The organism is Streptomyces sp. NBC_01233 (genome assembly GCF_035989305.1).
GTDB lineage: Bacteria > Actinomycetota > Actinomycetes > Streptomycetales > Streptomycetaceae > Streptomyces.
Window position 1 is genome coordinate 3580201 of record NZ_CP108514.1, and the last position, 22136, is coordinate 3602336.

Genomic DNA, 22136 nt, shown 5'->3' on the forward strand with positions numbered 1-22136 from the left:
CCGTACGGCCGGCGCCGGAGTCGGAGTCGGAGTCGGAGTCGGAGTCAGAAGAGCTTGCCCGGGTTGAGGAGCCCCAGCGGGTCGAAGGCCTGCTTGACGGCGCGCTGCATCTCCAGCCCCACCGGGCCGAGTTCGCGGGCGAGCCACTCCTTCTTCAGGACGCCGACCCCGTGCTCGCCGGTGATGGTCCCGCCCAGCTCCAGCCCCAGCGCCATGATCGCGCCGAAGGACTCGCGGGCCCGCCGCACCTCGTCCTCGTCGGCGGGGTCGAAGCAGACGATCGGGTGGGTGTTGCCGTCTCCGGCGTGCGCGCAGACCCCGATGAGCAGGTCGTGGGCGCGGGCGATGGCGGCCGTCCCGTCCAGCATCTCGCCGAGCCGCGAGCGCGGTACGCACACGTCGTCGATCATCGTCGCGGGCCGCAGGGCCTCCAGCGCGGGGAAGGACATCCGGCGGGCCTGCAGCAGCAGTTCCGACTCCGCCTCGTCCTCGGCGGGCACGACGGCGGTGGCCCCGGCGGCGGTGCACAGCTCCCCCACGGCCGCGAGGTCCTCCGGGGCGTGCGGGGTGTCGAAGGCGGCCATGAGGAGGGCTTCGGTGGCCTCCGGCAGGCCCATCTTGCCGAGGGCGTTGACGGCGCGGACGGTCGTACGGTCCATCAGTTCCAGCAGCGAGGGGGTCAGGCCCGCCTCCATGACGGCGCAGACGGCCTCGCAGGCGGCCGCGACCGAGGGGAACTCGGCGGCCAGGGCGAGCTGCCGGGGCGGCGCGGGCCTGAGCGCGAGGACGGCCTGGACGACGACGCCGAGGCTGCCCTCGGAGCCGACGAAGAGCCGGGTGAGGTCGTATCCGGCGACGCCCTTCGCGGTTCGGCGGCCCGTGCGCAGCAGCCGCCCGTCGGCCAGGACCACGTCGAGGCCGAGCACGTACTCGGCGGTGACCCCGTACTTGACGCAGCACAGGCCTCCGGAGGCGGTGCCGATGTTGCCGCCGATGGTGCACTGCTCCCAGCTGGAGGGGTCGGGCGGGTAGTACAGGCCCTGTTCGGCGACGGCACGTGAAAGCACGGCGTTCACCACGCCCGGCTCGACGACGGCGATCCGGTCGACGGCGCTGATCTCCAGGATCCGGTCCATCTTCACCAGGGACAGCACGATGCAGCCGTCGCAGGCGTTGGCGCCGCCCGACAGGCCCGTGCGGGCGCCCTGTGGGACGACGGGGATCCGTAGGGCGGTGGCGGTGCGCATGACGTGCTGGACCTGTTCGACGGTCCGGGGCAGTACGACGACGGCCGGGGTCCCGGCGGCGCAGAAGCCGGCCATGTCGGTGGCGTAGGAGGTGGTCACCTGGGGGTCGGTGAGCAGGGCGTCGGCCGGGAGCCCTTCGAGGAGGTTCGCTCGCAGACGTGCGGAGAGATCGTCATCCATGGGACCAGCCTGGCACCCCGGTGGGGCCCCTCCCAGAGGTCGTCGCGGGACCATCGGTGTGAACACGCCCGCGCCCCTCTTCGGGCACCTCCGCGAACTCTTCATATTGACGCACAGTGACCCCATGGACCGTATCGACGAGGAAACGCAGACACCGGCGCCGCCCGTGACCTTCACCGGCCGCAAGACGCTCGTGGCCGCCGCGGTCGCCGTGGTCCTGATCGCCGGGGCCCTGCTGATCCGCCCCGCCCGGACCGGTGACGACGCCCGCCCGCCGGGGCCGAGCGAGCGCGCGGCCTCGGCGGTGGGCATGGGTGCGCCCGCGGCCGCGGTGGACCTGACGGCGCTGGTGGCGGACCGGGAGAAGTGGGTCGCGAAGCACGCGGACGACGACGCCTCGTGGGCGGTCCTCGGCTCCGCCTACCTCGAACAGGCCCGGCGCACGGCGGACTCGGGCTGGTTCCCGAAGGCGGAGAAGGCGCTGAAGCGCTCGCTGGAGGTCCGCCCGGCCGAGAAGGGCAACTTCGACGCGATGACGGGCATGGGCGCGCTGGCCAATGCCCGTCGGGACTTCGGGAACGCCAAGAAGTGGGGCGAGCTCGTACGGGCGCAGGCGCCGAAGCGGTGGACGGCGTACCCGGTGCTCGTGGACGCGTACACCGGGCTCGGCGATTACAAGGGCGCCCAGAAGGCGATGGAGCTGCTGCTGGAGCTGCGGCCGGGCCTGGCGGCGTACGTGAGGGCCTCGCAGGTCTACCGGGACCGCGGCTGGCGCGAGGACGCGGTGATGTCGATGGAGCAGGCGGCGGGCGCGGCGAAGGCGCCCGCGGAGAAGGCGTACGCGCTGTTCCGGCTCGGGGAGCTGTGCTGGGAGCGGGGCGACGCGACGGAGGCGCTGCGGCACTACGAAGGCGCGCTGCGGACGGATCCGGCGCAGGCGGAGGCGCTGGGCGGCCGGGCCCGTGCGCTGGCCGCGCTGGGACGTTCCGGGGAGGCGGTGCGGGACTACCGGCTGGCGCTGGGGCGGACCCCGGTGCCGCAGCTGGCGCGGGAGCTGGGCGAGCTGCTGGAGTCGCTGGGCCGGGCCCAGGAGGCACGCGTGCCGTACGACATGCTCGGTTCGATGACGGCGCGGGACGGGCAGAACGGCGTCGACGACGACGTGGTCCTCGGCCTGTACGAGGCGGACCACGGTGATCCGGAGGCGGCGGTGCGGCGCCTGTCGCAGGAGTGGTCGCGGCACAAGAGCGTGCAGGTCGCGGACGCGCTGGGGTGGGCCCTGCACCGGGCGGGCGAGGACGCGGCGGCGCTGGAGTACGCGAAGAAGGCCACGGAACAGGGCCTGCGCAGCGCCGACTTCTCGTACCACCGGGCGATGATCGAGCGCGGCCTCGGGGACGTGGCGGCGGCCCGCCGCCACCTCCAGGAGACCATGCGGACGAACCCGTACTTCTCGCCGCTGCGCGGGCCGCTGGCGAAGGAGGCGCTGACGGCGATCGGCCAGCCGGCGCCGGGCGGCCCGGAGCACCTGCAGCCGGCCACTCCGTGGGTCGAGCCGGAACTGCCCAAGCCCAACCCGACGCCGAAACCGAAGGCGTCGCAGGAACCGAAGGAACCGAAGGCGTCGCAGGAGCCGAAGCCGGCTCCTTCCCCGTCCACCCGCTGACCGGGACCGGCCGTCCGGCCGCGGCCCTCCCCTCGCGGGGCCGCGACGCCGTCGGCCGGGACACGGGCGGGCCCCCCGGCGTCGGCCGGGGGGCCCGGAAGCCGCGCGGGCGGCCTAGAGGTTGCCGCGCTTCTCCTGCTCCCGCTCGATCGCCTCGAACAGCGCCTTGAAGTTGCCCTTGCCGAAGCCCATCGAGCCGTGGCGCTCGATGATCTCGAAGAAGACGGTCGGGCGGTCCTGCACCGGCTTGGTGAAGATCTGCAGCAGGTAGCCGTCCTCGTCGCGGTCGGCCAGGATCTTCAGCTCGCGCAGCTCGTCGATCGGCACCCGGGTGTCGCCGACCCACTCGCCGAGCGTGTCGTAGTAGCTGTCCGGGACGGAGAGGAACTGGACTCCGGCCGCGCGCATCGAGCGCACCGTCGCGACGATGTCGTTCGAGGCCAGCGCGATGTGCTGGACGCCGGGGCCGCCGTAGAACTCCAGGTACTCGTCGATCTGCGACTTCTTCTTCGCGATCGCCGGCTCGTTGATCGGGAACTTGACCTTCTTGGTGCCGTCCGCGACCACCTTGGACATCAGCGCCGAGTACTCGGTCGCGATGTCGTCGCCCACGAACTCCTTCATGTTCGTGAAGCCCATGACCTTGTTGTAGAAGGCGACCCACTCGTTCATCCGGCCGAGTTCCACGTTGCCGACGCAGTGGTCGATGGCCTGGAAGGTGCGCTTGGCCGGGGGCGCGACCATCGGGTCGACGGCCACGTAGCCCGGCAGGTACGGGCCGGTGTAGTCGCCGCGCTCGACCAGCGTGTGGCGGGTCTGGCCGTACGTCGCGATCGCGGCCAGCACGACGGTGCCGTGCTCGTCCTTGACCTCGTACGGCTCGTCCAGGCCGCGGGCGCCCTGCTCGACGGCGTACGCGTACGCCGCGCGGACGTCCGGGACCTCGATGGCGAGGTCGATCACGCCGTCGCCGTGCTCGGCGACGTGCTCGGCCAGGAAGCGGCCGTGGTCGGTCGCCGGCTTGATGACCGAGGTCAGCACGAAGCGCGCGGAGCCGTTGGTCAGGACGTAGCTGGCCGTCTCGCGGCTGCCGTTCTCCGGTCCGGAGTAGGCCACGAGCTTCATGCCGAAGGCGGTCGAGTAGTAGTGCGCGGCCTGCTTGGCGTTGCCGACGGCGAAGACGACCGCATCCATGCCCTTCACCGGGAAGGGATCTGCCTCACGCACGGTGTGGGGGGTGGTGTCGAGGGTCTCAGTCATGAGCGCAGAGTCCCGCCGATCCACAAGCTGCGCAATAGTTTCCTATTTGCCTGTACAAGCTGACCAGTCTGAGCGCAGGATGGCTGAAACATCTGTGCACTATGACCACCCACGAGCACGCGTGGGCACCCGGAGGCGTCCATGGGCATCGACGAACTCGACGGCCGGCTCATCGTCCTGCTCGCCCGCGAGCCCCGGATCGGGGTCCTGGAGGCCTCGCGCCGCCTCGGCGTGGCCCGCGGGACCGTACAGGCCCGCCTCGACCGGCTCCAGTCGAACGGGGTCATCCGCGGCTTCGGCCCGCAGGTCGATCCGACGGCCCTCGGGTATCCGGTGACCGCCTTCGCCACGCTGGAGATCAAGCAGGGGCAGGGGGCCGACGTACGGGCCCACCTGGACGGGGTGCCGGAGGTACTGGAGCTGCACACCACCACCGGGCACGGGGACATGCTGTGCCGGCTCGTGGCCCGGTCCAACGCCGACCTGCAGCGGGTGATCGACCGCGTCGTCGGGTTCGAGGGGATCGTCAGGGCGTCGACGGCGATCGTGATGGAGAACCCGGTACCCCTGCGGATCATCCCGCTGGTCGAGCAGGCGGCCAAGGACGACACCCGGCCCTGAGCCCGGAAGGACCCCGGTTTTCCGGAGCCCAAAGTTCCAAAGAAGACGTTGCAAAGAAATGATTGCAGAGATTTCTTTGCAACTCTACGGTGGGGCCATGGCCAAGAACCCCGACCCGTTGGAGCCCGTCGAGCCCGAGCTCCGCGCCCTCGACGCCCGCGCCCTGCGCGGCCTGGCCCACCCCCTGCGGATGAGCCTGCTGGCCACCCTGCGCCGGGACGGCCCCGCGACCGCCTCCCAGCTGGCCGAACGCCTCGGCGAGTCCAGCGGCGCCACCAGCTACCACCTGCGCCAGCTCGCCGCGCACGGCTTCGTCGAGGACGCGCCGGAGCACGGCAAGGGCCGCGAGCGCTGGTGGCGGGCCGCCCACGAGGGCACCCGCTTCGACGAGACGCTCGTCGACGGCGCCGACGAGGCCACGCGCACCGCGGCCGACGTCTTCCTGCGCCAGATCGCCGCCACCCACGCGCAGGAGGTCGACACCTGGCTCTCCACCTCGCACACCTGGCCCACCGAGTGGCGGACCGGCTCCGACTTCAGCGACTTCACCCTGAGGCTGACCGCCGCGCAGACCGATGAACTGGTCCACCAACTGCACGACGTGATCAACCGTTACCGCGATCTGCCCGCGGAGGAGGGCACGGAGACGGTCCGTTTCCACACCCACGCCCTCCCGCGCCGCACCGGCGAGGCGCCCGGGGGCGCCGGCAGCCGCCCGTCGACCCGGTCCGACGGCACCCCGCACGCCCGGTGAACCGGCGCCCGCTGGCCGCCGTACTGGCCGCCAACACCATTTCCATAGCCGGAAGTTCACTCACCCTCATCGGCGTCCCGTGGTTCGTGCTGCAGACCACCGGCAGCGCCGGCCGGGCCGGGGTCGTCGCCTTCTGCGCCACCCTCCCCGTCGTCCTGGCGGCCCTGATCGGCGGACCGGTCATCGACCGGATCGGCCGCCGCCGGATCTCCGTCGCCTCCGACCTGATCAGCGGCCTGTCGGTCGGCGCGATCCCGCTGCTGCACCACGCGGGCGTGCTCGACTTCTGGATGCTGTGCGCGCTGATGGCCGTCGGCGGCCTCGTGCACACCCCCGGCCTGACCGCCCGCGGCGTGCTCCTGCCGAACCTCGCCGAGCACGCCGGCACCACCGTCGCCCGCGCCGCCAGCCTCTACGACGCGGTCTCGCGCGGGGCGCGGATGATCGGGGCCGCCGTGGCCGGCGTGCTGATCGCGGCGTTCGGCGCCGAGACCGTGCTGCTGCTGGACGCGGCGACCTTCGGGGCGTCGGCGCTCCTGGTCGCCGCGTTCCTGCGCGGGGTCCCGGCCGCCGAGCCGCAGCCGGCCGCCGGGAAGGTGTCCTTCGCGGCGTACCGCACCGAACTCGCCGAGGGCTGGGCCTTCCTGATCCGCTCCCGGCTGCTGCTGGGCATCACCGTGATGGTCATGATGACCAACGGCCTGGACCAGGGCTGGTCCTCGGTACTGCTGCCCGTGCACGGCCGGGACCACCTCGGCGGCGCCACCACGCTCGGTCTGATGATCTCCCTCTTCGGCGGCTTCGCGCTGCTGGGCGCCCTGCTCTACGGGGTGTGGGGCGAGCGGTTCCCGCGCCGAGCGGTGTTCACGGGGGCCTTCCTGCTCTCCGGGGCGACCCGGTACGCGGTGGCCGCCTTCACCGACACGCCGCTGCCGCTCGCGGTGACGATGGCCCTGGCCGGCCTGGGCGTGGGCGTGCTCAACCCGATCCTGACCACGGTCATGTACGAGCAGGTGCCGGAGGAGCTGCGCAGCCGCGTCTCGGGGGTGACCATGGCGGGCTGTGAGCTGACCATGCCGATGGGCGGGCTGGCGGCGGGCCTGCTGGTCGACGGGTTCGGGGTCGGCCGGGCGCTGCTGCTGTTCGGCGGCACCTACCTGCTGACGACGCTCGCCCCGCTGGTCTTCCCGGCCTGGCGCGGCCTGGACCGGGGGCCTTCCGTCAGCAGGACGGAACGTCCTCTCCCCGCTTCAGCGCACGCAGGGAGTCCACCGCGTCCGTCAGCGAAGTGACGGGGACCAGCCGCAGCCCCTCGGGGAGTTCCGACCGGGCGTCCGCGCACTCGGCCTTCGGTACGAGGAACACGCTCGCCCCGTCGCGCCGCGCTGCCTGGGTCTTCAGGGCCACCCCGCCGACGGCGCCGACCGTGCCGTCGGCGGTGATGGTTCCCGTACCGGCGATGCTGCGTCCGCCGGTGAGATCGCCGCCACTGCCGTCGCCGTCGAGCTTGTTGACGACGCCGAGGGAGAAGAGGAGCCCGGCACTCGGACCGCCGACGTCGGCGAGGTTGAGCTCGACCTTCACGTCCTTGGGGTCCTTGCGGAGATAGCCGAGCGCGGCCTCGGCCGCGGCCGACTGCGACTTGGCCATTTCCTCCAGGTTGTGCTTCTCGATCTCCTCGTCGCTTCCGCCCGAGGAGTAGACGGCCTCCTTGGGCATGACCGCCTGATCGGTCTTGAACCAGTGGCCGACGAGCTCGTGCAGCCGCATGGTCGAGGAGGGACCGGTGGCCCGGATGGTCGTCATCCGCAGCTGGCCCTCGGTATCCCGGACGGGCGCCCCGGTGACGGTGATGACCGGCTTGCCCTTGTCGGACCCCAGCACGTCGGACGTGGGGCCGGGAACGGCGACCACGAAGGGCAACGGCGCGAAGGCCGCGGCGACGAACAACCCGACCACGGGCACGGCACAGACGGCCAGGGCAACGGGACGCGACAGACGTGTGAGGCGTGAGAGCACCCGCCCAATCTAGCCGCACACGACTTCGGCCCGGCCGGACCACCCCTTCAGCCCCGCCGGGCCACTTCGGCCCCGCCGGCGTGTGAGGCGCTCTTTCAGCCCCGTCGGCGTGTGAGGCGCTGGGGGTCCCCCCGGACGGAGTCTGGGGGAGGGTCCGGGGGCAGCGCCCCAGGAAACGGCGCCGCACCCGGCAGACGACCGGGAGCCCCGCCGAGCCCGCGGCTCAGCGCAGCGCGTCGGCCACCTCGCGCGCCGCGTCCACCACCCTCGGCCCCACCCGCTCCGGCACCGCATCGGCCAGCATCACGACCCCGACGCTGCCCTCCAGCCCGGTGATCCCCACCAGCGGCGCGGCAGCGCCGCTCGCGCCCGCTTCGAGCTCGCCGTGCGTCAGCGTGTACCCGGGTTCGATGAGGGAGCCCTGACGGGCGGCCAGGATGGCCCGCCCGGCGGCCCCGCGGTCCAGCGGGTGGCGGAAGCCGGCCCGGTAGGCCACGTGGTAGTCCGTCCAGGTCGGCTCCACGACGGCGACGGCGAGCGCCTCGGTGCCGTCGACGAGGGTCAGGTGCGCGGTGGCCCCTATGTCCTCGGCGAGCGATCGCAGCGCGGGCAGGGCGGCCTCGCGTACGAGGGGATGCACCTGCCGGCCCAGCCGGAGCACGCCGAGCCCGACGCGGGCCCGGCCGCCGAGGTCACGGCGGACCAGGGCGTGCTGTTCGAGCGTGGCGAGGAGCCGGTAGACCACGGTGCGGTTCACACCGAGGCGGTTGGAGAGCTCGGTGACGGTCAGACCGTGGTCGGTGTCGGCGAGCAGTTTGAGGACTCTGAGCCCTCTGTCGAGAGTCTGGGAGGTTTCCGCGGTCACGACGCCTCTCCCTCTTTCGGTGGGCGGCGGTGACTCTCGGGGTGGAACGCCGCCGGTCCCGCGGCGGCGCACGGAGAGGCCGCCGGTAGCGGCCATGGCACCGGCTGCGCTCCCGCGGCGGCGCTGCCACGGTGCGTTCGATGCGGGGACAGTAGCGAGCAGGTCCGCTCAGCGGAAGGGCTCGTCCAGAATCCGGGCGCGTGCTACCTGTTTATGCCGGTTCCTGATCGCTTCCGGTGTCGATTCGTAACCTCAATTGCCACAGGAGCTCTTTACCGCCCCGTTACTCTGATCATGTTCAAAAGGATGGTCATTCGGCTCGGGGGGGATGCGCTCACGCGCACCTGGGCCGTTCCAAGGGGGAAAATCCGTATGAAGCTCAAGCGCATCGCCATGGTCGCCGCCGCCGCGGTGGTCGGCCCGACGGTCCTGATGGCCACGCCGGCCATGGCCGACGAGGTCCGCAACCCGGCGGTCACGACCCCGGACGCGGCGCCGAAGGACGACACCGCCCCGGAGACCGGAGAGACCCCGCAGGCCCCGGAGGCGTCGAAGCCCGAGGCCGGGCAGCAGCCGACTGCCCCGGAGGCCCAGCCGAAGCCGCAGCCGGCCGAGACGGTCACGCCCGGGGGCGCCGGAACGACCGACCGGAAGGCCGCCGCCTCGGCCCCGAAGCTGACCTTGGACGGCCTCCCGAAGGAGTTCACGTCCGGCGCCGGCTGGAGCGAGTTCTCCCTGCACGTGGACAACTCGGGCCGCCCCGCCGTCGACGACTACTCGCTCGAACTGGTCCTGTGGACCCTCGACACCTTCGGGTGGGAGGCCGGCGACATCCGGACGGAGGTCTACGCGCCCGACTCCAAGGGCACCTGGGGCTGGCACGCCGTCGCGGCGGAGGGATCCGAGGAGGTCTACAGCCTCGGCCTCGCCGACGTCGACGTCGAAAACAACGAGGTCTTCGACCTCAAGCTTCGTATGAAGTTCGGCAAGGACACGCCGCCCTCCCGCTTCTCCCTGTCCACGACGGCCGAGGGCGGCACCGCGGACCGCGTCCGGTACGAGTCCAAGGTGACCTCGCCCGACGAGCAGCAGCAGAACAACGGACCGAAGGTCGCCCTGCAGGGCCTGCCCGCCGGCGGCTTCACAGCGGGCGGCGCGTGGCAGCCGTTCTCGCTCGGCGTCGACAACTCCGGCAAGGAGAAGATCGACGACTACGGCTTCGCGGTCTTCTTCGACAACAACAGCGAAACCCTCAAGTCGAAGCACCTCGCCATCGAGGTCTGGGACGGCGAGCGCTGGGTCGACGCCAAGAACGACCCGTCGGGCCAGGCGGCCTGGACGATCATCGACCGCGCGGTCGGCAAGGACGCGAAGTTCGACATCCAGCTGCGGGCCAGGTTCACCGCGGACGCCCCGGTCGGCTCGATCTTCCTCGTCGTGCTCGCGGACGACCACGGCGTGGACGGCATCACGTCCGACGTGGCCTTCGCCTACAGCTCGATCACCGCGGGCACCCCCGACGGCGGCGGCGACACCGGCAACACCGGCAACCAGCCGAAGCCCGACGGCGGCTCCACCCCGGTCAAGGACACGCCCCCGGTCACCACCGGTGGTCAGCTGGCCGAGACGGGCACCGACGCGGCCACCAGCTGGGCCCTCGGCGGGGCCGGCGTGGCGCTCGCCATGGGCGCGGCCCTGGTCGCGGGCACCGGCCGCCGCCGTCGCCCCACCGCGTAACCACGGGGATACGGCATAAGACCGTCACAGGGGACGGGGCCCGCGCGACGCTCCGCACGGACCCCGTCCCCTGTTCTGTGTGACATCACCGCCAGGTCACCGCATGCGGGTGGCCCACTCCTGCACCTTCTTGATCCGCTCGCGCAGCTGCCCCGCCGTCGCCTCCGCACTCGGCGGCCCGCCGCACACCCGGCGCAGCTCCGTGTGGATCACCCCGTGCGGCTTGCCGCTCTGGTGGACGTACGCGCCGACCATCGTGTTCAGCGACTTCCGCAGCTCCAGCAGCTCCTTGTGCGAGACCACCGGCCGCCGTTCCGCCGGCAGCTCCAGCAGGTCCGCCTCGGAGTCCGGCTTGCGGCGGCTGTGCGCGATCTGCCGCGACTGCCTCTTCTGCAGCAGCATCTGCACCTGGTCCGGCTCCAGCAGTCCGGGGATGCCGAGGTAGTCCTGCTCCTCCTCGCTGCCCGGGTGCGCCTGCATGCCGAACTCGGCGCCGTCGTAGAGCACCCGGTCGAAGACCGCGTCGGACTCCAGCGCCTCGAAGGACATCTGCTCGTCCTCGCCGGTGTCCTCGTCCTCCTGCCGGTTCGCCTCGTCCATCTCCTTCTCGGACTCGGCGTACGGGTCGTCCTCGCCCTGCTTCTTCGGCTTGTCGAGGACGTGGTCGCGCTCGACCTCCATCTCGTTGGCGAAGCCGAGGAGATAGGGAATGGTCGGAAGGAACACGGACGCGGTCTCGCCGCGCCTGCGCGAGCGCACGAAGCGCCCGACGGCCTGGGCGAAGAACAGCGGGGTCGAGATCGTCGTCGCGTACACGCCCACCGCGAGGCGCGGTACGTCGACGCCCTCGGACACCATCCGGACCGCGACCATCCAGCGGCTGCCGTCCTCACTGAACTCGTCGATCCGCTTCGATGCGCCGGTGTCGTCGGAGAGCACCACGGTCGCCTTGCTGCCGGTGATCTCCCGCAGCAGCTTGGCGTAGGCGCGCGCCGAGTCCTGGTCGGAGGCGATCACGAGGCCGCCCGCGTCGGGGATGCCCTTCCTGACCTCCGTCAGCCGCTGGTCGGCGGCGCGCAGCACGTTCGGCATCCAGTCGCCGCGCGGGTCCAGCGCGGTGCGCCAGGCCTGCGAGATGGCGTCCTTCGTCATCGGCTCGCCGAGCTTGGCGGCGATCTCGTCGCCCGCCTTGGTGCGCCAGCGCATGTTGCCGCTGTAGGAGAGGAAGATGACGGGCCGGACGACGCCGTCGCCGAGCGCGTTCCCGTAGCCGTAGGTGTAGTCGGCGGACGAGCGGCGGATCCCGTCGTTCCCCTCCTCGTACGAGACGAAGGGGATCGGGTTCGTGTCGGACCGGAAGGGCGTGCCGGTCAGGGCCAGGCGCCGGGTCGCCGGGTCGAAGGCCTCCAGGCAGGCCTCGCCCCAGGACTTCGAGTCACCGGCGTGGTGGATCTCGTCGAGGATGACGAGGGTCTTGCGCTGCTCGCACCGGTTGCGGTGCAGCATCGGGCGCACGCCGACACCCGCGTAGGTGACGGCGACCCCGTGGTAGTCCTTGCTGAGCGGCCCGGCGGAGTACTCGGGATCCAGCCGGATGCCTATCCGCGCCGCGGCCTCCGCCCACTGCTTCTTCAGGTGCTCGGTCGGCGCGACCACGGTCACCTGCTGGACCACGTGGTGGTGCAGCAGCCAGGAGGCGAGGGTCAGCGCGAAGGTGGTCTTGCCCGCGCCGGGGGTCGCGACCGCGAGGAAGTCCCGCGGCTGCTTCTCGATGTAGCGGTCCAGCGCTCCCTGCTGCCAGGCGCGCAGTTTGCCCGCCGTACCCCAAGGGGCGCGGCCGGGGAAGGCGGGTGAGAGGTGGTGGGAGGCGGTAGTAGTCACGGTCTCCGGTTCGTCGCTCTCGGCAGTCGTACGTAGGACAACCGGGCCACCTTACCGGGACGGGCCCGCCCCTCGCGGAGGGACAGGCCCGTGACCTCGCGCGGTGCGGCGAGCGTCACACCGACCGGCGCAGCAGTGCCCGCAGCCGGCCGGCGATCCGCGCGACATCCGTCTCGTGCCCGGCGGCCACGTCGACGACCAGACCGTAGGCGGCCTCCTGGTCCACGTCGCCGGGGTCGGCCCCGTTCACGGCGAGGAAGGTGGCCGCGGCGAGGAAGGTGGCCGCGGCGAGCCAGGCGGTGCGCTTGTTCCCGTCGACCAGGGGGTGGTTCGTCGCGATGCCGTGGAGCAGCGCGGCGGCCTGCTCGTACGGGTCCTCGTACGCCGGAGTCCCGAACATGCGGGCCCGCGGCCGGTGCACCGCCGACTCCAGCAGCCCGGGGGCGCGCAGTTCGACGGGCTGGTCCTGGGCCAGGCAGGCGTGCCGGGCCAGGTCGAGGACCTCGGCGAGCGTGAGGTGGCGCACCGGGACGGCGGCGGCGCTCATGCGCCGAGCCGCTTCAGCAGGGGCGCGTGCCGCTGCGCGAGCCGCAGCGCCTCGGCCCCGACCCGGTCCCGCTCGGCCCGCAGCCGCGCCCGTACGGCGTCCAGCGCGAGCTCCTCGGGCGTTTGGCCGGTGGCGTCGGCAAGGTCGGCGCATTCCGCGCGCTCGGCGTCGGACAGCCGGATGATCAGCTCGTTCATGGCCGGAACGGTAATGCGGCGGTCGGCCGAGACGCAGCCGAATTCCCCGGTGCTCACGCCTCGGCGGGCTCCAGCCGGGTCGCCACCCACGCCCCCACCAGTGCCACGCAGGCCATCGGCAGGAACACCACTACGAAGGCGGCGGGGTGCGAGGCCGACGCCCCGTCCGTCAGGGCGTGGGAGGCGCCGACGGCTCCACCCCCCAGTGCGGCGAAGGCGGCGCCGCCACCCGCCAGCAGGACCACGTTCGCCAGCGCGTCGGAGATCTGCAGCGCGGCGGAGTTGGCCCCCGCCTCCTCCGGCGCCGACAGCTTCAGCAGCAGCACGCTCGTGGAGCCGATCACCAGTCCCATGCCCAGGCAGCCGACCGCCCAGGCCAGCGCCAGCGTCCACACCGGCACGGACTCGATCAGCACGGCGGGCGCCGCGGCGATGGCCAGGGCCACCATCACCATCCCGGTCACCATCAGCCGTTCCCGGTACGGGGCCATCCGCCCCTTCGACTGCACCCACGAGCCGCCCGCCCAGGTCACACCGCCGAGCGCGAGCGAGAACCCGGCCAGCGTCGGGCTCAGCCCCCGCTGGGTGACCAGCATCAGCGGTACGAAGCTCTCCGCCGCGATGAACGAACCCGCGGCCACCCCGCGCAGCAGCACCACGGACGGCAGTCCGCGCCGCGCCAGGTACGTCCCGCGCGGCAGCAGCCCCAGCACGGCGGGCACCAGCAGGGCCGCCCCGGCGATGCCCGGCACCAGCGACAGCCACCGCAGGTCCTGGGCGGCGTACTGGAGCAGGCCCGCGCCCAGCGAGATCCCGAGGGCCAGCCGGATCCGCCGCCGGTCGAAGGCCACGGGCGGCGCGCCGGGGTCGACGGGCCCGGACGCGGTCCGCCGGATCGCGGGCAGGGCCACCATCAGCGGTACGACGACCAGGGCGGGGATCCCGAGGAACACCCACCGCCACCCGAGGTGCTCGGTGACCGTCCCCGAGGCGAGCGGCCCGACGATCGAGGGGACCACCCAGCTCGCGGCGAAGGCGGCCATGATGGCGGGTCGCAGCCGCTCCTCGTAGGCCCGGCTGACCACCACGTACAGGGCGACGATGACCAGCCCGCCGCCGAAGCCCTGCACGGCCCGGCCGAGCACGAACACCCACATCGCGCCGGCGGTCCCGGAGACGACGAGCCCGGAGGCGAACGCGGCGATGCCGACGGCCAGCGGCCGCAGCGGCCCCTGCCGGTCGGCCCACTGCCCGGACAGGACCATGCCGAAGAGGCTGGTCGTGAAGTAGGCGGAGAAGGCGAAGGCGTACAGCCCGATCCCCTCCAGCTCGCGCGCGGCGACGGGCATGGCCGTCCCCACGGCGGTGGCCTCGAAGGCGATCAGGAAGACGACGGAGATGATCCCGATGCTGAGCGTCCGGTACGCGGGCCCGAGGATCCCGCCCTGCTGCAGGGGCGGGATCGGTGTTTCGGTTCTCTGGGGCACGCGCGGCTCAAGGGCACTCATCGCCCCAGCGTAAGGTGCGTAGCCCCATCTCGACCCTGTCTATTCGACGGATCCCGCCCTCCTCCCGGAGACCTAGGCCTGCGGTCCCTGTGAACGCGGCATGGCAGTCGTGTTGCACCCGCCGCGGAAGCCTTCCCGCTCCCCCGCGCCCCCCGTACGGTCGTGCACATCACCACCTCACAGCCGTGTGCCCGAGTGGTTGAGGGACTCGCCTGCAAAGCGGGTTACGCCGGTTCGATTCCGGTCACGGCTTCGCGGCGAGCCGCTCGGGGGCAGGCGCACCCCCGAGCGGCTTTCGCCTTGTCCGGCCGCCTTAGGTGCTGCCGCACCCGGTCTGCTGCTTCGCGTAGTCGGCGTACTTCTTCATGAGCTCGACGAGCACCGGGCGGGACTCGCCGGGCTTCTTCCCGTCGACGGATCCGCTCAGCCACAGCTCCAGCTCGAAGGAGTCCGTGGCCCCCTTGCAGGAGAGGAGGGCGGCGGCTCCGGTGTTCCACACCTTGCCGTTCTCCACCGTGGGGATCGGCTCGGCGTCCACCTTCTCCAGCGGCCAGAAGACCCCCTGACCGAGGGGCTGGCGCTCGGCCCACGCGAGCACCCCGCTCTTGCCGTCGACGTAGATGTTGCAGGTCACGCCGGGTCGTTGCGCATTCAGCCTGAGGTCGTACGGAGAGTCGACCGTGACCTCGTCGCCCCTGCCCAGCAGGGGGGACAGGTCTGATGGCGTGAAGGCGCCGAAGCACGTCTCGGGCCGTACCTTCGAGGCGGCCAAAGGTTTCTTCTCCTCGGCGCAGCCGGAGAGCAGGGCGACGCCCGCGGCAAGGGCGACCGTCACCACCAGCGTGGCGCGCGTACGGGCGGCAACACCGGGCATTCAGGAACTCCCCTGCGAGGAATCGACGAGGTCCCGGCCCGCGCCGTGCCCGTTCGTCGGTTGGATGCCGGTCACGGCGTCGCGGCGGGCAGCCCCGTGGCTTGCCCGGGCAGCCCACCGCCGTCCCGACAGCCCAGCTCCTGGGCCAGGGCGCGGGCGGCGGAGTGCGCGATGACCAGGTAGTCGTTCCCGAGCTCGGCCTTCCAGGTGCCCTGTTCCCACTGGTTCTCGAAGGTGGTGGTGACCCTCAGGGTCCCCACTGTCCCGACCCGGGAGCTCTCGCAGTCGAAGGCGATCGCCCGCGCGTTCTCCCTGCTCATCACACGCACACCCTTGCCGCGCTCCCCTTGGGGACCCGGCCGCAGCCGGATCTCCCCGACCCGGCTGCCCGATCCGACCTGTCCCGTCGCCAGACACACCGGTACGGGACGTGCGTCGTCCACGGCCTTGGCCATGACCGCCGCGCTCACGGCCTGGTCGTCGTCCGGCACCAGGTACGAAGCCTGGAGCACGCGCTGCAACGCCTCCCCGGCCGCCGCGTCGAGCAACCCGGGACAGGCGTCGCCCGTCGCCGCGATCGGGTTCTTCACCGGAGGCTCCTTCCCCTCGGTGTCGGACCCGCATCCCGCGAGCAGGAGCGCACCCGCCACGAGCCCCGAGAGCCGCACCGCCCGTGTCCTCGTCCAAGCCATTCCTCGCCCCTTCTCCGCACCGGTGCTTCGGGCTGCTGCGCCGCTCACGACTTGCCGGCCGCCGATGCCACTTGGTCGCGTCCGGCCGAATGGCCGTTGGTGGTCTCCCGGGAGGCGGCTCCAGCCAGTACGTCGATGTCCGTCTGCGACATACCCGTTCCGGCCGCCGCGTTGATCACAGCGCTTCTCGCCGCATCACTCGCCCTCGTCTGGGCATCGGCGTACATCCTGGACACGTCATTCTCCGTGTCACCCGTCAGCTCCTGGCCATCCTTCTTGGCCTCGTCGACGAAGTGCTCGGTGACGTCCTCCTGCACCCACTCGACGATGTCGCCGGCCAGAGGCACCAGTTCGAGGTATTTGCCGCCCGCCGCGGTGATGCCGCGGTTGATCCACTTGGCGTTGTCCTCGACGCCCTTGACGTACTCCTCCGCCTTGTGGGCGGCTTCGGAGTGCATGTTCTGGGCTCTGGCCTCCGTAAGCATTCCGGCGATCTCGCCGCCGGGATGGACGGCGTTGCCGATCGCCGCGTCCACGAGCCCGTTGTCACCACGATGCACGATGAGGTCGCTGACGAGGACCCCGGTGAAGGCCTGGTTGGCGTTGGTGATCGCTCCATAGGCCTCCGGATCCTGGCCCACGGCGCCCAGGAAGCGGGCCATATCCGACTTGTTGAACTCGGCCATCTCTCCGGAAACCTTGATCTGGCCGCCGCCGTTCTCGGCGGACGCCTGCAGGTCGGGAATGTACTCGGCGGCCATCTGGCCGAAGTGCCCGGACAGGCCCGCCAGCGGAGCGTCTGTTTCGCTGTCGGGCGCCTTCACGACCAGCTCCGGCTTGTCGCCGATCTTCTCGACGACCCGTTCCATGACGGCCGCCATCTCCTTCGTGTGCGCGACCGGCGGGGAGTCCTCGTCGCCGGGGCTCCGGTGGGAGACCGCCGCCATGAGGGCGTCGCCGAGCGCCTGCTGGGCCGGGTGGAGTTCGCCGGTCCTCGTGATGTCGAAGCTGTCCATGTAGGGCTTCTTGTCGAGCATGTAGTCGACCATGCCCCGGTCCTTGCCGTGTTGGCCGCCGACCGGCTTGTCGTCCTTCGTGACGATGCCGTCCTTGTCGCTGTCCTCGCGGACCGGCTCGTTGAAGAAGGCCGTCGCCGCGTCCGGGTTGTTGCCCAGCGCCTCCATGAGCCCGGTCAGCGGGTAGAAGCCGCGGCCGTCCGTGCCCTGGCTGAGGACCGCCTCCATGGCGTACGGGGTGTGGAACTCCCACGCCTGCGGGTCCTTGCGGTCCATGGCGACCATGTCGCGGCCGACCGAGGTCAGGAACTCCGTGTCGTACTTCCCCTCGCGGATCAGCGCGCCGAGGGCCTGGTAGCCGTAGATCTGCCGCACGCCCCCGAAGACGTCCATCTCCTTGCGGCCCGCCCTCATCAGCTGGGTCGTCCAGGCGGCGTCGAGGTGGTGGGGGACGTCCTTGTGCGTCGCGAGGCCGAGCATCGCGCCCATGTCGCTCTGGATGTTCGCGACCATCAGCGCGCGGTCCTTGCCGGCGGCGCCCAGGCTCGTCGCGTCCAGGGACAGCTTGGAGTACATCTCCAGCGTGCCCTCGGCGCCGATCGTGCGGTAGAAGCCCGTCGAGAACTCGGGGTCCCCGCGGTTGTCGTCGAGCAGCTCCTCCAGCTCGCGCAGCGCCTCGACGTTGCGCGCCGTGCCGCCCTCGCCGGTGACCTTCTTCATCAGGTCGGCGGCGCGGGCCGCCTGTTCGGCGTCGAGGGTGCCGAACCTGGGTCCGCTGAAGTCGTGTTCGTCCGCGACGTTCGCCCGGAGGGTGCGGACCAGGGAGTCGTCGGCGTCCTGGGCGTCCTCGACCGCCCGGTTGACGCGGGACTGCCAGGCATTGCGGTTCGCGTTCAGGGTCTGCTGGTAGTCGGGGTCGTGCCGGGCCGCGTTCCGGTCCGCCTCGGTGGGCAACGGGATCGCGGTGACCCGCCCGGTGGCATCGATCCGGAAGCCGGCCGCCGGCGCGTCCGCGGCGAGCTTCTTCAGTGCGTCCTGGACGGCCTTGAACGTCGCGTGCGCGTCGGCGAGGACCCGGTGCATGCCCTTGGCGGCCTTGGCCGCGTCCTCGAACTCCTTGGCCGTCTTGTCGACGAACCCCCGCGCCACCCCTGCGGTGACCCCGCTCCACTCGGCCTTGTCGGACTTCGCCTTCATGCCCTTGCGGGCGGCCTCGGCCATCTCGTCCAGTTTGCCGGCCATCGCCGTCCAGTCGGTGACCGCCGTCTGGAGCTTGTCCAGGGGCGTGTTCATCACGTTCTCGTACGTCAGCATGTCGACACCCCGCCTACTTCAGGTACTTGTCGATGGCGGACGCGGTGAAGTCCGCGTGGAGCTGCTGCTCGTCCTTGGCGTGGGAGGAGAGGGAGTAGTTGAGGCCGTTGGAGATGGTGGCGCAGGCCGCCACGAGGGTCTTGACCTGGCTCTCCCAGGTGCTGTTGGCCTTGAGCAGCGCCGCCCCGCTCGCGAAGCCCTCCTTGGTGAGGGCCCCGGCGGCCTCGGAGGTGGCGGAGGCGGCGTGCTTGCCGTCCGTCTGGAGACGGGTGTGCAGCTCGTACGCGTCGGAGCCGATGGCACCGATGTGGTCCTGATTGAGCTCGAGGTCACCGCCACCGCCACCGCCTGGATCGGCGGGCGCCTGGTTGAGCCGCATGGCCACGTTGGCGGTGGCCGTGGCGCGAGCCGCCGACCATTCCTTGTCGAACGACATCGCGCGAACTCCCGAGTCAGAGCCGGTAGATCAGGGTCAGGTCAAGTCAGGTCAAGCCGGGTCGAACCAAAGCTCAGCGATTGCGGCGTACGACGACCACGGTCACGGCGCCACCGATGAGCACGCAGGCTCCCAGGCCGAGCGCGATCCAGGGAAGTGAGCTACCGCTCTTCTTCTCCTCGGCCTTCGCCGCCGGCTTGGACGCGGCGGCGTCGGGGGCCTTGCCGTCTGCGGAGGGCGAGGGGGACTTGCCCGCGTTCTCCGCAGCCGCCAGGTCGGGCAGCGGGTAGACGTCGGCCGGGCCGGGGTCGCCGGGGGTGGGAACCGCGATCCGGGGGCGGACGATGCCGTAGCCGATGTAGTCGTTGCGCTCGACGCCGTCGGTGGGCTTGCCTGCGGTGTTCAGGAGGACGCGCAGGACCTGGTTGTTGGTCCAGTCGGGGTGAGCGGACCAGAGGAGGGCGGCGGAGGCGGAGGCTAGGGCGGAGGCGTCACTGGTGCCAGAGGTCTTACAGAGGCCCGTTTTACCCTTGCATGCGGTGACAATGTCGATGCCAGGTGCGGCCATGTCCACCTGGGGGCCGTGCTGAGACTCCTTGGTCGGCTTGCCGTTGCTGTCCACGGCTCCGACGCCCACGACTCCGGGGGTCCCGGCTGGGTAGGCCAGCTCGTTGGTCGAATCACCGTAATTGCCAACGGCAGCAAAGATTAGCTTGCCCTTCGAGAGCGCGTACTTCACAGCGGCGGCCCGCTCCGCATCTTCCTCAGGTTTGCTGGGCAGACCCATGGAAATATTGATGACCTTGGCCTCCGAGTCTGCCGCGTACCGAATACCCTGGACCATCGAAGGGGTGTTCGCCCCTTCCAGCATGTCCGGCACACGGATCGGAAGAATCTTGACTCCGGGTGCAAGCCCGAATGCACCGTCACCACTTGGGTGCTTTCCGGTAGCAGCGATCATCGCGGAAATGCCGGTGCCGTGGCCGTAATAGTCGTTGTCCTTGTCGCCCGGGGCATCGCCAACAGGGAAGACCGCGCCGGGGAGAACCTGCCCTTCCAGTTCCGGGATGCGGTTAACGCCGGTATCGATCACCGCAACGGTGATTCCCTTCCCGGTGGTAATCTTCCAAATCTCGTCGGCCTTCATGGTGTCGAGATGCCATTGCCGCGATCGAATGGTCTCCGCGTGGGCCGGGGTCGCGGCGACCCCGGTCAGCAGGAGGCCCACCAGGGCCGAGGTCGCCTTACGCATGCGCATCCCGTGCAACGTCCGTTCTGCTCAGTCGATCACAGGCGGGACAACACGACGGTTGGCCTGCCAGGTCTCTTCGTCCTCGGCCAGGTAGTCGGCGCGTTCGCCCCCCTGGTCGTCCCGCCGCTTGCCCGGGGTCTGCGCCCGTGCACCCGCGTGCCCCATGGCACCAGCGCCGTTGCGCACGAGGCCCGAGCCGCCCTGGGTGAACGGCTGGCCGCCCGCGATCGGCCGAGCTCCCGTACCCGGCTTCCCTCCGACGATGCCTCCCGGCTCCGAGGCGAGTCGACGACCTGCCGCGAAGCCGTTCTGGCCGCCGTGGCCACCGCCGAAGCCGGGACCCATGCCGCCACCCATGCCCCGGCCGGCGTGAGTGCCTTCACCGATGACGTTGCCACGCGGGATACCCGAGCTGGGGCCAGTGGACGTCACAGGCTTGCCGCCCGTGATACCGCTGTCGCGCGGGAGCATTCCGGGCGTGCCAAGGGGCTTGCCACCGGGAGGAGGAGTGCCGGGACCGCCCAGTCCCGGGTACGGGCCGATGCCCGGGCCGGTGAGGCTGGGCGGCTTCATACCGCCGACCGGCGGGAAGCCCATGGGCGGGAGGACGGGTCCGGGGGTGGGGCTGACGGGACCCGTGGGCAGCGGGCCGGGCGTGGTCGTCACTGGAGGCACAGTCCGGTCCGGAAGCACCGCGACGCTGTCGAGGTCCACGTCCACCTCGCGGTCCGGAATCGACGGAACGGACGCCGACGGGACCGTGTTGTCCGGCTGCAGCGAACGCCCGGTCACCGATCCGGGGTCACTCGAGGACGTACTGTGCGACGCCCCCGTCGTCGTGTACGAGGAGCCTGTCGAGCCGCCCCCTCCGCCAGACTCGCCTCCAGGCCTCGCCATGTCCTGATCGCCATAGCTCACCTTAGGCACAAGCTCACCCGGCGGCGGCGGGAACGTCGGGATCGTCGCCTTGTCCATCTCCGTGGACGACAGCTGGTACGACTGCGCCAGGTTGGTCATCAGCCGCACGGCCTCGCGGTGGTCCGCGTCCAGCATCGACTGCGCCTCCGCGCGGACCGTCGACGCATCCGGGTCGTTGGGGTGGTTGAGGGCCGCTTCGAGGTTCTTGGTCGCGGTCTTGTCGACGGCGACCATCTTCGTGGCCTCGGTCATCGTCTGGACGACCTTGCCCATCCACTCCCCGCCCTTGGCGCTGTACTCGCCCAGGCGCAGCGTCGCGTTGCCCGCACGGCCCACCCACAACTGGAAGGCGTCGGCTCCTTCGCCCTCCCAGCCGGTCACGACGTGGCGCTTGAGCGCATCGCCGATCGCATTGATCTTCGCGGCGGCCGCCGCCAGTTGGTCGGCCCGCGTCTGGACCGAGGCAGGGTCCAGCGAAGCGATCATGTCCCGCATCTGCTGGTGCGTGAAGCCTTCAAAATCCGTCATCAGTGGTTACCTCCCGACGTGCTGGGCGACGGAGTCGGAGTCGTGGACGTCTGCGGCTGGTTGGCTGCATCAAGGCGGCGCTTTTCCTCCGGCCACGGGTCGCGATCCTCGACGTACTGGTCATGGGCCTGCTTGGCGAGGAGGGCCATGCGCCGCTTGGTCTCCTCGTCCACGCCGTTGTAGTTCTTGCCCGCCGACAGGACCGCGATGCCCAGGGCCTCGATCTGCACCGCCAGCCCCTTCGAGAGCTTCTGCAGCTCCGTGATGACCGTGTCGTACGACTTGAACAGCGCGTCGACCTCCGGGAAGCCCTTACCGAGCTTGTCCGCCGGCAGCTTGCCGTCCGCCAGCTTCTTGTGGTCCGCGTCCGAGCCGGTGAGGTCGTCCAACAGGGCGTCCACCATGTTCTTGTACTCGCTCAGCGAGTCGAACTCGACCCGCAACGCCGCAGAGGCAGCGCTGTAAGCCGCCCCCGCGAACGCGCCCAGCGGACCCGCCAGCCCCAGCGCGAGGCTCGCTCCTACCAGGCTCGCCCCGTTGTCGTCTGCCACGTTGGCCTCCCCGTCTCCCCGTGGTCGCGGCGTTTCCGCCGCTCCCCGTCCCCGTTCGCACCCGTGTCCACGC

General features: G+C 71.3%; 20 protein-coding genes and 1 tRNA gene. 6 read left to right on the plus strand and 15 right to left on the minus strand.

Annotated elements, in window-relative coordinates; translation table 11 throughout:
• Nucleotides 1-44 precede the first annotated feature (44 nt).
• A complete protein-coding gene (locus OG332_RS16830; protein WP_327414248.1) occupies nt 45-1427 on the minus strand; it encodes an FAD-binding oxidoreductase in 1383 nt (460 codons plus the stop codon).
• A 124-nt stretch (nt 1428-1551) separates the two neighbouring features.
• Between OG332_RS16830 and OG332_RS16835 the strand changes: the two genes are divergently transcribed.
• Entirely contained in the window at nt 1552-3093 is a 1542-nt protein-coding gene (locus OG332_RS16835) for a tetratricopeptide repeat protein (RefSeq protein WP_327414249.1), read from the plus strand.
• Between the two features lie 114 nt (nt 3094-3207).
• Here the strand turns inward: OG332_RS16835 and hppD are convergent, their stop codons facing one another.
• Complete coding sequence (gene hppD, locus OG332_RS16840) at nt 3208-4353, minus strand: 4-hydroxyphenylpyruvate dioxygenase (protein ID WP_327414250.1); 1146 nt, start codon at nt 4351-4353, stop codon at nt 3208-3210.
• 141 nt (nt 4354-4494) lie between these two features.
• Between hppD and OG332_RS16845 the strand changes: the two genes are divergently transcribed.
• From OG332_RS16845 to OG332_RS16855, 3 genes are all read left to right on the plus strand, one after another.
• Nucleotides 4495-4974, plus strand: a complete 480-nt coding sequence (locus tag OG332_RS16845) for an Lrp/AsnC family transcriptional regulator (RefSeq protein ID WP_327414251.1) — start codon at nt 4495-4497, stop codon at nt 4972-4974.
• Nucleotides 4975-5071: 97 nt separating this feature from the next.
• Complete coding sequence (locus tag OG332_RS16850; protein ID WP_327414252.1) at nt 5072-5728, plus strand: ArsR/SmtB family transcription factor; 657 nt, start codon at nt 5072-5074, stop codon at nt 5726-5728.
• Nucleotides 5725-7020: an MFS transporter gene (locus OG332_RS16855; protein WP_327414253.1), complete on the plus strand. Its 1296-nt coding sequence runs from the start codon at nt 5725-5727 to the stop codon at nt 7018-7020. The genes OG332_RS16850 and OG332_RS16855 overlap by 4 nt, the downstream gene beginning before the upstream one ends.
• Here the strand turns inward: OG332_RS16855 and OG332_RS16860 are convergent.
• Together OG332_RS16860 and OG332_RS16865 are read right to left on the minus strand one after the other, a co-directional pair.
• Nucleotides 6950-7747, minus strand: a complete 798-nt coding sequence (locus OG332_RS16860; RefSeq protein ID WP_327414254.1) for a S16 family serine protease — start codon at nt 7745-7747, stop codon at nt 6950-6952. The genes OG332_RS16855 and OG332_RS16860 overlap by 71 nt on opposite strands.
• A 223-nt stretch (nt 7748-7970) precedes the next feature.
• On the minus strand, nt 7971-8612 hold the full coding sequence (locus OG332_RS16865; protein ID WP_007264382.1) for an IclR family transcriptional regulator: 642 nt from the start codon (nt 8610-8612) through the stop codon (nt 7971-7973).
• 372 nt (nt 8613-8984) lie between these two features.
• Between OG332_RS16865 and OG332_RS16870 the strand changes: the two genes are divergently transcribed.
• Nucleotides 8985-10349, plus strand: coding sequence for a hypothetical protein (locus tag OG332_RS16870; protein ID WP_327414255.1), 1365 nt, complete (start codon nt 8985-8987; stop codon nt 10347-10349).
• Between the two features lie 96 nt (nt 10350-10445).
• Here OG332_RS16870 and OG332_RS16875 read toward each other — a convergent pair whose 3' ends face one another.
• From OG332_RS16875 to OG332_RS16890, 4 genes are all read right to left on the minus strand, one after another.
• Nucleotides 10446-12230, minus strand: coding sequence for a DEAD/DEAH box helicase (locus OG332_RS16875; RefSeq protein ID WP_327414256.1), 1785 nt, complete (start codon nt 12228-12230; stop codon nt 10446-10448).
• A 115-nt stretch (nt 12231-12345) separates the two neighbouring features.
• Nucleotides 12346-12777, minus strand: a complete 432-nt coding sequence (locus OG332_RS16880; RefSeq protein WP_327414257.1) for a type II toxin-antitoxin system death-on-curing family toxin — start codon at nt 12775-12777, stop codon at nt 12346-12348.
• Complete coding sequence (locus OG332_RS16885) at nt 12774-12974, minus strand: hypothetical protein (RefSeq protein WP_327414258.1); 201 nt, start codon at nt 12972-12974, stop codon at nt 12774-12776. The genes OG332_RS16880 and OG332_RS16885 overlap by 4 nt, the downstream gene beginning before the upstream one ends.
• A 53-nt stretch (nt 12975-13027) precedes the next feature.
• Entirely contained in the window at nt 13028-14482 is a 1455-nt protein-coding gene (locus OG332_RS16890) for an MFS transporter (RefSeq protein WP_327414259.1), read from the minus strand.
• A 181-nt stretch (nt 14483-14663) separates the two neighbouring features.
• Between OG332_RS16890 and OG332_RS16895 the strand changes: the two genes are divergently transcribed.
• Nucleotides 14664-14735, plus strand: a tRNA-Cys gene (locus OG332_RS16895).
• A gap of 60 nt (nt 14736-14795) precedes the next feature.
• Here the strand turns inward: OG332_RS16895 and OG332_RS16900 are convergent.
• From OG332_RS16900 to OG332_RS16930, 7 genes are all read right to left on the minus strand, one after another.
• On the minus strand, nt 14796-15356 hold the full coding sequence (locus OG332_RS16900) for a hypothetical protein (protein WP_327414260.1): 561 nt from the start codon (nt 15354-15356) through the stop codon (nt 14796-14798).
• 71 nt (nt 15357-15427) lie between these two features.
• Nucleotides 15428-15946, minus strand: a complete 519-nt coding sequence (locus OG332_RS16905) for a hypothetical protein (protein WP_327414261.1) — start codon at nt 15944-15946, stop codon at nt 15428-15430.
• A gap of 146 nt (nt 15947-16092) precedes the next feature.
• Entirely contained in the window at nt 16093-18378 is a 2286-nt protein-coding gene (locus OG332_RS16910; RefSeq protein ID WP_327414262.1) for a hypothetical protein, read from the minus strand.
• A gap of 13 nt (nt 18379-18391) precedes the next feature.
• On the minus strand, nt 18392-18814 hold the full coding sequence (locus tag OG332_RS16915) for a hypothetical protein (RefSeq protein WP_327414263.1): 423 nt from the start codon (nt 18812-18814) through the stop codon (nt 18392-18394).
• A 73-nt stretch (nt 18815-18887) separates the two neighbouring features.
• The gene (gene mycP, locus OG332_RS16920) at nt 18888-20072 is read right to left on the minus strand and encodes a type VII secretion-associated serine protease mycosin (RefSeq protein WP_327414264.1); all 1185 of its coding nucleotides are present in this window, start codon (nt 20070-20072) and stop codon (nt 18888-18890) included.
• A gap of 21 nt (nt 20073-20093) precedes the next feature.
• The gene (locus tag OG332_RS16925; protein WP_327414265.1) at nt 20094-21512 is read right to left on the minus strand and encodes a WXG100 family type VII secretion target; all 1419 of its coding nucleotides are present in this window, start codon (nt 21510-21512) and stop codon (nt 20094-20096) included.
• Complete coding sequence (locus tag OG332_RS16930) at nt 21512-22063, minus strand: hypothetical protein (protein ID WP_327414266.1); 552 nt, start codon at nt 22061-22063, stop codon at nt 21512-21514. Before OG332_RS16930 ends, OG332_RS16925 begins: the two co-directional genes overlap by 1 nt.
• Between the last annotated feature and the right edge of the window lie 73 nt (nt 22064-22136).